The organism is Bremerella cremea, from assembly GCF_003335505.1.
GTDB lineage: Bacteria > Planctomycetota > Planctomycetia > Pirellulales > Pirellulaceae > Bremerella > Bremerella cremea_A.
In genome coordinates, this window is the sequence record NZ_QPEX01000011.1 from 218472 (window position 1) to 232418 (window position 13947).

Annotated in this window: 11 protein-coding genes; 2 read left to right on the forward strand and 9 right to left on the reverse strand. The window is 55.4% G+C overall.

All coding sequences use genetic code 11. From position 1 onward, the window contains the following. Nucleotides 1-5: 5 nt before the first annotated feature. Nucleotides 6-1595 (forward strand): ArnT family glycosyltransferase, encoded by a 1590-nt coding sequence (locus DTL42_RS08170; protein ID WP_114368225.1) that lies wholly within the window; start codon nucleotides 6-8, stop codon nucleotides 1593-1595. A 58-nt stretch (nucleotides 1596-1653) separates the two neighbouring features. Here DTL42_RS08170 and DTL42_RS08175 read toward each other — a convergent pair whose 3' ends face one another. The 9 genes from DTL42_RS08175 to DTL42_RS08215 all read right to left on the reverse strand — a co-directional run bounded on the left by DTL42_RS08175 (nucleotide 1654) and on the right by DTL42_RS08215 (nucleotide 12559). Beyond that, nucleotides 1654-3303, reverse strand: coding sequence for a DUF58 domain-containing protein (locus DTL42_RS08175; protein WP_234824122.1), 1650 nt, complete (start codon nucleotides 3301-3303; stop codon nucleotides 1654-1656). Further along, the gene (locus DTL42_RS08180) at nucleotides 3300-4619 is read right to left on the reverse strand and encodes an AAA family ATPase (RefSeq protein WP_114368226.1); all 1320 of its coding nucleotides are present in this window, start codon (nucleotides 4617-4619) and stop codon (nucleotides 3300-3302) included. The genes DTL42_RS08175 and DTL42_RS08180 overlap by 4 nt, the downstream gene beginning before the upstream one ends. Nucleotides 4620-4693: 74 nt before the next feature. After that, nucleotides 4694-5914: a hypothetical protein gene (locus DTL42_RS08185; RefSeq protein ID WP_114368227.1), complete on the reverse strand. Its 1221-nt coding sequence runs from the start codon at nucleotides 5912-5914 to the stop codon at nucleotides 4694-4696. After that, entirely contained in the window at nucleotides 5914-6750 is an 837-nt protein-coding gene (locus tag DTL42_RS08190; protein WP_114368228.1) for a DUF4129 domain-containing protein, read from the reverse strand. The genes DTL42_RS08185 and DTL42_RS08190 overlap by 1 nt, the downstream gene beginning before the upstream one ends. Next, nucleotides 6747-7622 (reverse strand): hypothetical protein, encoded by an 876-nt coding sequence (locus DTL42_RS08195; protein WP_114368229.1) that lies wholly within the window; start codon nucleotides 7620-7622, stop codon nucleotides 6747-6749. Before DTL42_RS08195 ends, DTL42_RS08190 begins: the two co-directional genes overlap by 4 nt. Beyond that, nucleotides 7609-8670 carry a stage II sporulation protein M gene (locus DTL42_RS08200; protein ID WP_114368230.1) on the reverse strand — a complete coding sequence of 354 codons (1062 nt, stop codon included), beginning with the start codon at nucleotides 8668-8670 and terminating at the stop codon, nucleotides 7609-7611. The genes DTL42_RS08195 and DTL42_RS08200 overlap by 14 nt, the downstream gene beginning before the upstream one ends. Nucleotides 8671-8682: 12 nt before the next feature. Beyond that, nucleotides 8683-9618 carry an RDD family protein gene (locus DTL42_RS08205; protein WP_114368231.1) on the reverse strand — a complete coding sequence of 312 codons (936 nt, stop codon included), beginning with the start codon at nucleotides 9616-9618 and terminating at the stop codon, nucleotides 8683-8685. Between the two features lie 407 nt (nucleotides 9619-10025). After that, complete coding sequence (gene corA, locus DTL42_RS08210; protein ID WP_114368232.1) at nucleotides 10026-11108, reverse strand: magnesium/cobalt transporter CorA; 1083 nt, start codon at nucleotides 11106-11108, stop codon at nucleotides 10026-10028. A gap of 2 nt (nucleotides 11109-11110) precedes the next feature. Continuing rightward, nucleotides 11111-12559: a sulfatase gene (locus tag DTL42_RS08215; protein WP_199590088.1), complete on the reverse strand. Its 1449-nt coding sequence runs from the start codon at nucleotides 12557-12559 to the stop codon at nucleotides 11111-11113. 209 nt (nucleotides 12560-12768) lie between these two features. Here DTL42_RS08215 and DTL42_RS08220 point away from each other — a divergent pair, with 209 nt between their 5' ends. Beyond that, nucleotides 12769-13947 (forward strand): tetratricopeptide repeat protein, encoded by a 1179-nt coding sequence (locus DTL42_RS08220; protein WP_114368234.1) that lies wholly within the window; start codon nucleotides 12769-12771, stop codon nucleotides 13945-13947.

Here is a 13947-nt window from a genome sequence, read left to right on the forward strand (position 1 = left end):
CATCCATGAATAACGAAGCGCTCACGAACAGTGCGGAACAAGCTGATGCAGCCGTGTGGACCCGCCGTTCTCTGTGGTTTTTACTCGGTCTTGGATTGTTTCGCGTGCTGTACCTGGCCTGCGATCCGTTCGATCTGGTTCACGACGAAGCCTACTATTGGGATTGGTCGCGGCAGTTAGATTACGGCTATTACAGCAAGCCGCCGATGATTGCCTGGATCATTGGTTTATCAACGCGGTTGTTGGGCGATAGCGAGTTCGGCGTTCGTTTACCGGCGGCCTTGTTAGGTACCGGTAGCCTCTTGTTTGTGTTCCTACTCGCCCGACGCATGTACGATGCTCAGGTTGGGTTCTGGGCGATGCTGCTGACCGCGCTCACCCCGGGCAATGGGGCGATGAGCTTGCTGATGACGATCGACTCGCCGTTTCTCTTCTTCTGGAGTGCTGCGATGTACGCATTCTGGCGGCTGCTAGAACGGGGCGAAGATCGCTGGCGCTGGCTGTTGCTGACAATCTTATTCATCGGCCTAGGGCTGCTCACGAAGCAAACGATGATTGGCCTGTTAGTCTTTGGCGGGCTCTTTGTGTTGTTGTCGAAAGAAGATCGCTTTGAAGCCGTGCGTCCCACGCTTTACCTTTGTGCCTGCGGAGCATTGCTCTTTCTGGCTCCGGTTGTCTATTGGAATTACCAGCACGATTGGGTCACGCTGCAGCACACCAGCGAACACTTCCAAGCCGAACCTGTCTCGGTACTGCGGCGGATTGCGATCTCGCTGGAATTTGTCGGGGGTTTGTTTGGGGTCATCTCGCCGATAACCTTCTTTCTGCTGATTACGGTCGGGGCGTTTGGATTGCTCTCGTTCCGCCAAGTAGGACGTCGCGAACGGTTTCTGCTGTGTCTAAGCGCGGTACCGATGGTCTTGGTGTTGGGGCTAAGTTTAAAGCAACGGCTAGAACTCAACTGGCCGGCGCCGTTCTTCAGTGCGGGGATCATTCTGGCCACTGCCTGGGCGTTGGGGCATGTCTCGCTACCGAAGTTCTTTCTTATGCCTGGTAAGTGGCGGCTGAAACATGCGGCCGTGGTCGGTGGAGTCTGCCTGGCGGTGACCTACGCGATTCCTTTTGTGCTGAGTCCGTTAGGGCTGAACGGCAGCCCAATCGATGTCATTGTGCGGCTGCGTGGCTGGGAAGAGCTGGGGCAGAAAGTTGGCCAGGGGATCGACGCGAAGGAAAACGCACGTCCTGAAATGATCGTTACCGCCGGACGTGCAGTCGCTTCGGAGTTGGCTTTTTACATGCCACAGCATCCTCGCGTTTACCTCTGGGGCGAGAACACGGTTCCTCTCTCCCAATACGATATCTGGGGCGGTCCTCAGCATGCCGAAGGACACGACTTGCTGTTGGTGGCCCATGCCGACGAAGAACTGCCCGCCGCGCTACGTTTTGCTTTCGAGTCGATCACGCCGCTGGAAGAAGTGGAAGTCGAAGTCGGCCCAGGCAGATCGCACGCCGTGACGGTTTACCAAGGAAAGAACTTTCGTGGCTGGTCCGTAGCTAAAAAAATGCAGACCGCCCCGGCAACCATGCGACGGTAGCAGACATAAAGCCGCTCAGCGTACCATGCTAACGAAGACGCGAGTTGAGCACCGTTGGTTAGAGCAAGTGTCGGGCTTTGATTTCCAGGTATTGATTCACCAAGTTGGCGGTAAGGTCTTCGGGGAAGAGATCCAGAGCGAGCACGCCTTTGTGGCTCATGTCGGTCAACACATGATGCCGCCACGTGAGGATATCTGCGGCGGCAGCGGCGCGAAACAAATTGCTGCCGTACGGCTTGTCGGTTTCAGCAGCATCGAACAAACGTTGATCACGCAATAAAACGCCCAGCGGTAAGTGACGCCCGACCAGCGTGGTCAGATACTGTTCGACCTGGTGCGAGTTGACTTCATCGATCACGTTGGTAATCAGCACCACCAGCGACCGCTTACGGCAGTTGGTCCGCAAGTGCATGAATGCTTCGTCGTAACGCGATTCCACGAAGTTCGGAAATTGGTCGTAGCTGGCATGCAGCAAATGGTTCATCTGGCTGGCGCCCGCCTTGGGAGGGACGAACTTATGAACGCGATCGGAAAACAAGATTGTCCCGACCGAATCTCCTTGACGTAGCGCCACATAGCTAAGCATCAGCATCGCGTTGAACGCGTGATCCAGCAAGCTGATTCCTTCCGCCTCGTTGGTCATCATTCGCCCGCAATCGATCATGAAGATGATGCGTTGGCTTTGGCTGGTTTGAAATTCACGCACCGTCAAACGTCGTCGTCGGGCCGTACTCCGCCAATCGATATGCTTGTAGTTGTCGTCACGAGTGTAATCGCGTAGCCGCTCGAAGTCGTGGTCTTGTCCCACCTTTCTCGTGCGCCGAACACCCACCAAGCTCAAGCGATTGGTGCGAGCCAACAACGCGTACTCGCCCAACTGCTTCATGTCGGGGTAAACGCTGATAGTGATCGAGACCGGAAGCTTGATCATCTTCTTCCAGAACCGCAAGCGGCTATCGACCTTCAAGTAGACGGTATCTAGCGAGAACGAGCCGCGTTTGGTCGGTTCCATCTCGTAATGGACCGTTGTGCGGCTGCGTGGTTCTAGGTCGGCTTCAAACTGTTCTGGGGCAGCTTGGAATTGCTGCGGAACGTCATCCTTGGCGGTCAGATGAACGGTAAGCGGCCCTTTGTAAGTAATTGTCAGGACAACGCGTTGTTTCTTCAGCAGCGAGGCAATGCGTGACGTTTCTCGCTCGGCGGTAAAATGCTTGGCTCGGGGTAAGCTTGCCAGGTCAACCGCAGCGACCGTGGCAATTACCAGATTCAACCCCACCAGCAGCCAGGCCACCATCGTCAGCGAGTTGCCCACCATCGCTATGATCAACAGCATGCTCATGGCCAGCCCGGCTGCGGCTAGGATGCCTGCCCAGATTCTGATCGAGAAGGGAAGCCGTTGCAGTTGAAAACGTTTCCAGCCGGTCGAATAGGCAAGTAATTGCAGCAGCGCGAACAGCCCCACTGCACCGGTCACCGAGATGAAAAACAGCAGCGGACCAAACAGGTTGCTGGCGTCTCCTAACAAGATGGCAATCACCGGCACCGGCATCAGTCCGGCAAACGTGAGGGCCAGCCAGATGGTCGGCGTTGTTTTGAACCAACGGCTAATGACCACCAGCGGCAGAAACATTAACAGCAACTGCGTCATGGGTAGGCTGAGGACATTGGTCCACAAACCGACGAAAAAATCTTGAACCAGCGAGATCACAGGCGAGGCACCTCGATCGTGCGGATTAGTTCCGTTAAAAGTTCGTCGACGTTATGTCCTTCAACTTCCGCTTCGGCGGAAAGGACCACACGATGTCGCAGCGCGGGCAACGCAATTTGCACCACGTCGTCCGGCACCGCATAATCGCGACCATTGAACGCGGCCAGCGTCCGGGCACCTTGCATTAAGGTGATGCCAGCCCGAGGGGACGCCCCCAGGTGAAACTGCGGCCAGGTTCGCGTGAGACGGACGATCTTGTTGATGTAATCGATCAGCTTGTCCGCGATCAGCACATTGCCGTTTTCGCGGGTGACTTCCAAGATTTTCTCAGGTGAGGTAACGACCTGAATCTCTTCTTCCAGCCGCTTGCCGATATCGACTTGCTGGCTGTGCTGCTTGAGGATTTCCGCTTCTTCAAACTCGCTGGGATAATCAAGATTCAACTTGAACATAAACCGGTCGAGCTGAGCTTCCGGCAGGTTGTACGTTCCTTCCGATTCGATCGGGTTTTGCGTAGCCATTACCAGAAAGGGGCGTTCGATCTTGTGGCTGGTGCCGTCGATCGTCACACGGAACTCTTGCATCACTTCTAGCAGAGCCGCGTGCGTTTTGGCCGGAGAACGGTTGATTTCGTCCGCCAAGAGTAACTGCGTAAAGATAGGTCCTGGGCGGAAGCGGAACTCGTTCGCTTTCATGTCGAAGAAGGGAGCCCCGGTGATATCCGACGGCATCAAGTCGGCCGTGAACTGGACACGACCGAAGTCACACCCCAAGACCCGTCCCAACGTGCGGACAAAAAGCGTTTTGCCAAGCCCCGGCGCACTTTCTATCAGCACATGCCCGCCACTGAAGAGGGCGACTAGCGTCCCCAGCACGAGCTCTTCCTGACCGACATAGATCTTCGAGATCTCGCTGGTGATGTTCTGGAAAAGCTCGCGCGTGGCAGAGAAAGCCGTGTCGTCGCTGTGATGTCCAGCCAAAGTGGTGCTGGACGAGGGGGGGCTCGCGGGCGAAGCTGTTGGCGGTTTGGTTTCCTCGCTCAGCAAGCCAGAGAACATATCGTTATCTAGCACCGAACCACCATTTTCGGCAGTTGGACTGGGCGAAGAGGACTCTTCCGAAGCGATCGGTTCCAGCGGAGGAACGGTCGCTTCAGACGGAGACGCTCCATCCGGTTCGCTCTTGGCGGGCACAACTTGAATGGTATCGCACTGGGGACAACGGGCCTTCTTGCCGGCCGCATCCTGGTTGACCCGTAACTTCTTGCCGCAACCAGAGCAGGCAAACTCGATAATATCTGGCGTGGAACTACTCATAGATGCTCGCTGATCGTGACTAACGCCGAATAAAAACTAATTCAAAAGAGGCAAAGCTGGGCCTAGGCAGGGGACTACTTCCCTTCGCCACGGCGCGTTTTGGAACGGCGGTAGACGGCGTCTCCTTTCATGATTTGTTGATACTGCTGCAAACGAAGTTGGGCATAAGCATGGTCGTCGGTTGCTTCCAACAAGTCGCCTACGGAATCGATATGCTTCTTGAAATCGGATGTCTCGGCGGCAGGTAATTGCTTCGGGCGACCGAAAATCGGGTACAAGGCAAAGCAAAGTACAATCATCCACCAGGCCATCTGTAAACCGACCAAGTTCAGCGGCCACTTGGATAGCCACTCCCAACCGCTGGTCGCATCGGTGGTATCGTCGGCCCGGCGAATATCGACGTAGTCGCCCGTTTCTAAAAACGCGACCGTTTCCGGAGAATAAGAGTCGCGGTCGCACTGGTTAACCAACTTGGCTGCCAGTTTGCGATGCTCGGGATTCACCAACGGCAAGTTCAACAGAAACGAGCCGTTGGTCACCAAGATCAGTTGACTATCGCTGTAATCGCTGCCCATGCGAGTCACAATCGCTTCCCCTCGGGAACTTAGTAGCACGTCGATGTCTTCCACCGCGTAGACGGGAGGTTCGTCGGAGTCGAGGGTGTCGTAGCCTTCGTACAGGGCGTCGGTTGTTGCCGGTAAGATTCTCGTGCGGAGGACGATGTTGGTTTTCGAGGCGTCAATGTCTTTCGCCCATGGTCCTCGCAGTGACTTGGCCACGCGGCGGGGAGCATCACGCTCGGTTTTAAAGAAGTAGTAATCTTCTTCCTCGGCGATGAAGTTGCGTAGCTCGTCGAAGTCTTGAATCGCCAAACTGCGCTGACGCATGGTGTCCAGTTTTTGCTCAGGCGGGACCTTCTGAATCGCTTCCTCCCAGTATTGGACCGAAGCGTCAAAGTCGCGGCCAATGTAGATGAACGTGCGCCCATCTTTTTCGGCCAACCAGTTTAAGATGACTTGTTGAAATTCATAATTGGGGCCTTCAAAGCTTTCGGGCACCCATACGATGACATCGTTCTTCAACAGGCTGGGCGAGACGACCGAATAGCTTTTCACCCAGTAACCGGCGCTGCGAAACATTTCGGATAGCACCTTGGTCCCGTTGACACTGGCCCCAGCGTTGCCAGAGCGTTTGCCGTAAGTGGTCGGTAGCCCACCGCTTTGCTTACCACAGCCAGCCAGCACAAGGCCCAACATTACCAGCAGCAAAACCAGGAGGTGGTTCGTACGTGGCATTACGTTTTCCCTCCTGAGAGCAGTTGGTCGAATTGAGAAAGTTGATTCCAGCAACGCTCGAAGCGGTCGCGAGTTAGCTGTCGATTGCCGAAGAAGACATCCTCGAAAGCGTTCATCGTTCCTTGCAAGATTTGCCGCAAGTTACGATCTCGGCCGATCTCGCGCAGGTACTGGCCGTTGGTCTTGCCTTTGGCCAGGCGAATGATGTGCCCCTTGTCGAGTTCGAGCAATTGAAAGCTAAACAGATAGACGATTGCTTCGTTGAAGTTGCCCCCTTCGTAGCAGCGACGAGCTTCATCCAAGAGGTTGGCGTCTTTCTTTTTCACCTCGAACGGAAGATGTTCGACCTTATCGACCTGGCGTGTCTTTTCGTCCAGCTTGTCGGAGCCGGTCTCTTTGCCGACCATCGCCGTCGAACCGCCAGCTCGGATCGCCCGAAAAATCAGGAAGCCAATCACTGCCAAGATGATCATTAACAATGAGTAAACCATCAGCGTCCCAATCGGAACGCCTCCGATGCCGGGATTCCAAGTGCCTCCACCGGTAGTGACAGGGGTAGAGTTTTTCGCTGCTTTGGGTTTAGGTGGGGCCCCTGGTCGCGAGTTGGGCATCTTGGTTTCGCCTGGCACCGGAATGGTTTGCAGATCGTCCGAGTCGCCGTCGTACCAGTTGGCTTGGGGAATATTGGTGAACGCATTGCGGCCATGTTCAACAGGCTCGTGAATCGAACGTTCGCCGATTGGCTCGCCGTCGAATGCATCTTGAGCGGTCAGCGGGAAGCTGGTTCCGAGCAACAGCAGTGCGGCGATAGCTGGGGACAGAAGGTATCGCATCATCCGGCGATCTCCTTCATCCGCGCAGCCTCGGCCCGGAGCACCAGCTCTACTTCCCAACCTTCGCGGCGAATACGCAGGTCGAGGTAGCACAAAAAACGCACCACCGTCATGAACGCGACCACCAGCCACAAGCCCAGCGGAAACCAGACAAACAGGAAGACTTCGTCCCAGTTCCAACGGCCAAACACAAAGCCACGGATACCGAAAATGTTCATCACAATGCTACCGGCCAGCAAAATGCTAATCGACGAAGCCATGCCGCGAATCAGCAAGTCGCCGAAATTTGGGTTGTGCAACGAGGCACTTCGCAGCCCGACGGTGATCGCCCCTTTTTGCTTGCCGAAGACGGGGTTCTTTTCTAAAACCAAAATCTCGCCGATATAGGGCCGCCAAATGCGGAGCACACTGGCATAGCCACACAACAAAATCAGCAGCAAGAGGGGTGAAAAGGCTTCTTCAAACGAGGCCCAAAACAGTAAAAGCATGCCTGGCAAAATACCGCGCAGTAGGAAGACAACCCAGAAGATACGTGGGATCACTGGCCACAGCCCGGTACACATGCGGCGCCAGTCTGGCTTGTCGTGAAACAAGGCGTCTCCTAGCAGCACCGTAATTGGTATCCCGGCTAAGGGGGCTTCTAAGAAGATGGCCATCACCATGTAAACGATAAACATGCCCGCCGTCTCGTTAATCACCAAATCAGGCTGCATCGCCCACAATAACCCAGCGTTGATCAGGGTGAGTGGAACGGCCGTGATCGCGAGCGCTTGGATGATTTTCCACCAATAAACGCGCATCACGATCAGTGCCAGATCGTAGATCTCTAGCAGTTCGCGTTCTCGAATGGCGATGCGTGTTTTATCGAGTTGCACGGTCGTCCTTTCGTGGATAGCCGAGCACAATGAAGTAGACCATCAACAGCCCACTGGCGATGATTGCAATCACTTGTTTCGCCGCTTCGGGCAAAGCCGAAGGGGATACCCACGCTTCGATCATCGCGGCCAAGACAAACAGAATGGCCGAGGCCCCCATGATCGGCAAGGCCCGCTTCGCCCCGATCCGTAACGAATCGATACGTTCGTAGGCGACCTGACGCGATTTATCGAACAAGCTCGTTTCTTCCTCGAGCAGTTCGTCGTGGTAGAGCGATTCTTCCTTGTGATAAGGACTAATTAGTGAAAACCCTAGCCTTAGCCCAGCCCCAGCGGCCAACACGATGGCGGTTAGCTCGAACGGACCATGTGCCGTGACAAACTCGAAGAAGTGATCGCTGATCTCTTCCGAAACGTTGGGGCTGGCCATGTGCCCGAAGATCGTTCCTAAATAAGAGGCATTGAACAGCAGAATGCACAAGCCGCCAATCACGGTAATGCCCACCACAAAGCACTGAATGCCGATGCCTGTGTTGTGATTCACATAAAATGCCGCGCCGGTTGCGGTGGGCGTGCCGCTGTTAGGAGCTTGCGAATACATTTGCTCCATCTGATCAAGCCCTTCCGCGCCGACGATCTCGTTGGCAAAGTTCGGGAAGCGATCGGGATTGGCGGCCATGAATCCTGAAAGCAGAAAGACCGCCCAGAACAGCCAGAACGTGAGTTGCACGCAGCGATCCTGAAAGATCTCACGCGGAATTTGCCGTAGCAGCATGTCGCCAATCTGGGCCCAGTCGATACGGCGGCTGCGATAAAGTTGTCCGTGAGCCCGCCCGACCAACTTGTGTAAGTATTCGACAATATTCGGCGGCAGTTGATAAGAGTCGGCCAGGGCCAGGTCGGCGCAGGCAGCCCGGTACAACGCCGCAAACCGGGCGATATTGCGGGCTCCGATGGTTTTCTTCCGCGAAGTAGCCATCTGGGCGCACAGGTTCTCTAGCTCTTGCCAGTAGACCCGCCGCTTTTCAATCAGATGGGCAACTTTCATGGTGCGTTTCCTTTACTTCGTCCCGACCGAGACCGGCGTGTGAGCTTTTCCGTAGGTTGTGGCCTGAGCCGGATTCTGTAGCAGTTCGTTATCGTCGCTCGTTCCATCGGCAGATTGCCTTGAGAGGAACGTGCGATAATAGAGCGCGCAGAGGAGTAAATCGTAGCTGGTATCACTAGGCAGACCAAATTTTTCCAGCAGCGGTTCGGCCAAGTGCCGGGCAATTTCTCGCCGCCGCGCGGTGGTGAAATAGCGTCGCCGCTCGACATAAGTTGCCACGGCTTTAATCATACTGCGCGGGGCAACAAAGTTCGGAGGAATGTAATCGGCTAGCTGCCGAGCCCGGTCGTCTTCGATCTTGGCTATTTTCATCAGCCACGAGCGGTCTTCGATGACAACCATCGTGCCGGCGATTAAGTCACCGATGCGTTGAAAGCGTCGATTGAAAATAGGGACCAGCAGGGCAAACAGAAACGTCAGTACGATCGGGCCGTCGTAAAACTCTTCGCGCATCCAAGCAAACGGCAGCGGAACCAGAGGCCACATATCGACATACCGAAACAGATTTCGTACGCCCGATTGGAATGCGTTGATCGGCTCGCCGTCGTCGGTGGTTACGCGCAGGTTCAATAGCCACTTGCCAGGCGTGGTGCCGTTCCACCAATACTCGAACGCAGCCATGTAGAACCAAGTGAAGAAGAAGATCGCAATGGTTCCGGCCGCTTGCAGCAGATCATCCAGCCCGGCGTTGGCAATCGCACTGCCTATGCCCAGCATATTTAGCAAAATGAACGCGGCCAGAATGATCGCCCCGCGAATGAACAGATCCAACATGAACGCCACCAGACGCCGGAACGGTCCGGCGACTTGGTAGTTGAACGCGATATTCTCTGGCGTCACGACCTTAAACTGCGAGTCGATTGCCTCGGTGTTCCACGGAGCTGCCATCGAGGAGCTTTTCTACCTTGTTCAGGGATCGGCCTGATTTTTACGACGCTGCCGAATCGAGATGAGCTAAAGGGATCAACCTTTCCAGCCATGTTGTCATCTGACAAGCTTTCTCAAGTCTAACGCAACTCAAGAGCGGCTGACGAGGACTCGTCCAGATTAATTGGTTTTCATCCCCCTCGACAGAGGTGAGGTATGTTTCCTGCGATTTCTGGCGACAAAGTTGGGATTATTAGCCTCTTAAGCACGAGAAGCCCTGGTATTACCACGTAGAAAACCCTTCTCTTGGCCGGTAAGTAGGTGTCAGCCAAGCGGCGAAAAAGTTTCGTTTGCCAGCTGGTCACATTCTTCCAACGTTGACGATCTGAAAACGAACCAAGCCTCTCGGGTTTTTCGCTAGACAGAGGTCATCCTTTGAACCACCCCCGAGCGTAGAACCAGCCCATGAAGGCAAGCCCCACCGCCACCATCAGTCCCCAGCAATACAAGTAGCCATATTTCCAATCTTGCCACGGCATGTTGTTGAAATTCATCCCATAGACCCCAGCGATGAAGCTCAGCGGGATGAACACCGTAGCGATGATCGTGAGCGTCTTGGTGACCTCGTTGGCTCGCTGGCTGGTCAGCGCGAAGTGGAAGTCGCGTAGGTCGGAGCAAATTTGCCGGTAGGTATCGATCGCGTCGAGCAGTTGCGAAATATGATCGTCCGCGTCCCGCAAGAAGACGGCGGTGTTGTCGGTATAACGAGTAAAGGTTGAACTCATCAGGTTGCGAATGGCTTCCTTATGAGGGAGCAAGTTGCGACGAATCGTGAGAAGGTCGCTACTGATTCGCTGAATCTCTGGAATCAAATCGTTGGTATAACCGGCGGCCAGAGGGTCGTCGATTTCGTCGAGCCGGTCGCCAAACGTTTCTACGACCGGAAAGTAATGATCAATAACCGAGTCCATCAGCGCGTAGGAAAGATAATCGGGCCCCATCTGGCGAATCCGTCCGACCGACTTGCGGAGACGTACTCGGATTGGATCGAGTAGATCGTCGAGGCCAGCTTCTTCGATGGTGAGAACGTAGTTTGGCCCCACCACCAAGCAAAGTTGTCGCGTATCGAGCCGGGGAACCATTTCGACCATACGCACCACCAGAAACGAATATTCGCCATACTCTTCGGCTTTGGCGCGCTGGTGAGTGTGCAGAATGTCTTCGTAAACCAAAGGATGCAGATCGAACATCGTCGCCAATTGACGCAGTTTCGAGGCATCGCCTAGGCCATGCACATGAATCCAAGTCACGTCATAGTTGCCCAGATATTGCTGCACTTCGTCCGGATCGTCGATTTCGGCTTCTACATAATCCTCTGGGCCAAATGCCGCCAAGGTGATATGGCTAGTCGTTTCTTCCTCGGGCTGGGTCGCCGTACCAGGGGCCGCGCCGGGGGGCGTACGACGCTCAAACGGATGGCGGAGAAAATGCAAGTCGATCGGTAGCTTCATGGCTATTTCGCATCCTGTGCGGCTTCAAGGAGTTTTTGAACGACTTCCGGCTTTTCTTCAGCCAGATTGTCTGTGGGATCGGGGGTTCGGCGAACGTCGTAGAGTTCCACGTTTTCCATTTCCCCCTTTTTCGCTCGGGCAATTAGGCGGTAATCGGCAGAGCGTATGCTTACCTGGCCCCCTTGCCAGTAACTGATTGCGGTGTCGCGAACGGCTTCCTTTTCCCCCCGGATGACGGCGGCCTGACTGACGCCGTCTAGCGGAAAGGTGGTCTCGCGAAACTTCGGCTGGCATAGGTCGATCAGCGTTGGATAAATATCGAGCGTCTCGGCCAAGGCTTCGGTTTGTTGGCCTTGGTCGGTCACGCCAGGCACTTTGATGAACAAAGGGCTTTTCAAAGCTCGTTCCAAAGATGTGTGTTTCCCCCAGATCGCACTTTCTCCCAGATGCCAACCATGATCTCCCCATACCACTACGATCGTCGATTGATCGAGGCCGGTCTCTTGAAGAGCGGTCATGACCTTGCCGATTTGCCGATCGGTGTAGCGAACACACGCCAAATAAGCTTTGCGGGCTTGGATTTGGTCTTGCTCAGCGAGGGGATTCGTCTTGGGGAAGTCCGCTTGATATTTGTAAAACTCATTCGACTTGTGCCAATAGGCGGTTTCTGGCTTGGTGCCGTGCGGGGCTGGTTCGATGTCCATGGCATCGACCGCTTCCCAGTCTTGCTTGGTGGCGACAAAGGGAAGATGCGGCTTGAAGAAACCCAAACCCATAAAGAACCGTTCGCCACTTTGTTGATAGCTTTTCAGCTTCTCGATCGCCGTTTCGGCCATCATACCGTCAGGCAGATCGGTATCTTCTTCGGCGGTGAACTGCATCAGGTCGGAATGACCTTGGCCATCTTCGCGATGCTCGCCGTTGGCATAAGCAAAGAAAATGCCCCAACCTCGTTTCCAGGGGCCATAAGGAGTGGCCAGTTCGTCCCAGGCATGGGGGACTTCATCACGACCATCCCCCTGGCCGTTGTAGGCATATACCTTGCCGTCGGCAGTGTGCGAGACTTTACCAATCAGCGTAGTGTGATACCCACTACGCCGAAAGAGTTCGGGCATGGTTTGAGCCGCCGGCAACTGCTCGGGCGAAAGTGCCGTTTTGCCGGAATAAAGAGCGGTGTTGCTCAGCGCCTGCGAATGCTTCGGGCTACGTCCGGTCAGCAGGGCATACCGCGAAGCCCCACACGTAGGTACTTGCACAAAGTGTTGTCGAAAGACACACGATTGCTGGGCCAACTGGTCCAAGTTGGGGCTAACCGTGGGGGAACGCCCAAAACAGCCCATTTCCGGGCGGAGGTCATCCACGGCGATAAAAAGCACGTTGTAGTTGTTCTGTCCTTGGACACTAGCAGGCAGTGCCAGCATGGCCAAAACAAGCAGTCCGAAGCGGATCATGACGTTATTCTCTAAGTTAGGGTACGCATGCATGGTTCTTCATACCTAATCGATCTGACACCGTCCGGCAAGGTTCCCTCGCGCTTCGGGACTAGTCCCGAGTGCGCCATTACAGTAGGCTAAACGATGTATTTTTCAGGGTCCGCAGGCCGCTATTATCCCGCCAGGGGACCAATAACGCCGCGCCCCGCGAACTGGGATATTGGCTAGTGGCAACGGATTCAGCCCCACGAAACGAAGCCGGCGACCTGTCGGGAAAACGGATCGCCATTGTCGGCAAACTGGCCGGCATGACGCGCCGCGAGGTCTTCGCGGCCCTGCGCGAAGCCGAGGCGCATCCCAGCGAAAAGATCGACCAGCGAGTCGACGTGATCGTTTTTGGCGAAAACGATCTGACCGATCTGGGGCAGCAAGGTATCTCGGAAGAGCTACAGGAAAAAGCCGCCGCTGGCGAACTTCAATTCATCAGCGAAACGACCCTTTGGCAGTGGCTTGGCTTGATCGAACCCCACCAGAAGCTGCACCGCTTATATACCCCGGCGATGCTTTCTGATTTGCTGGGCGTTTCTAAATCGATCATTCGCCGTTGGCATCGGCGCGGGCTCATTGTGCCTGCCCGGCAAGTCCGCAGCCTGCCTTATTTCGACTATCACGAGGTCGCCTCGGCCAAGCAGTTGGCGGGCATGTTGGCCTCGGGCATGTCGCCGGAAAAGATCGAACGCCAACTGTCGGCCATTTCCGAATACTACCCCGATGTGCAGCGACCGCTGACGCAGCTTTCGGTAATTGTCCAAGGAAGCGAGATCTTGCTGCGGCAAGGAGAAGGCCTACTCGAACCTGGCGGGCAAATGCGGTTCGACTTCGACCGAGACGACGACTTCGCGATCTCGTTCAATGTGGTTGACCCCAGCGACGAAATGCCCGAGACGCCGGAAGCATGGGAATCGCGGGCTGCCGACTACGAAGACGACGAGCAGTTGGACGAAGCGATTCGTTGCCTCCGTTCAGCGCTGTCGGTGGGTGGTCCCTCCGCTGATCGATCGTTCCGTCTGGCCGAACTACTGTATCGAGCCGGTCACCTCGGTGGAGCGATTGAACGTTACTATGTGGTGATCGAGCAAGAGCCAGAGATGATCGAAGCCAGGGCGAACCTTGGCTGCGTGCTGGCGGAAACGGGCCAACTGGTCGAAGCGGTCTCGGCACTGCGCGAGGCGATCGCCGTGTACGACGACTACTGCGACGCCCACTATCATCTGGCCCGCGTGCTGGATGAACTAGGTCGCCAGCGCGAAGCAGTCTCCCACTGGGAAAAATGCCTGGCCCTTAACCCTGATTCCCCTTGGGCCGACGAAGCCTATGCCCGACTTCATCCTGAGGAAGAAGATTAG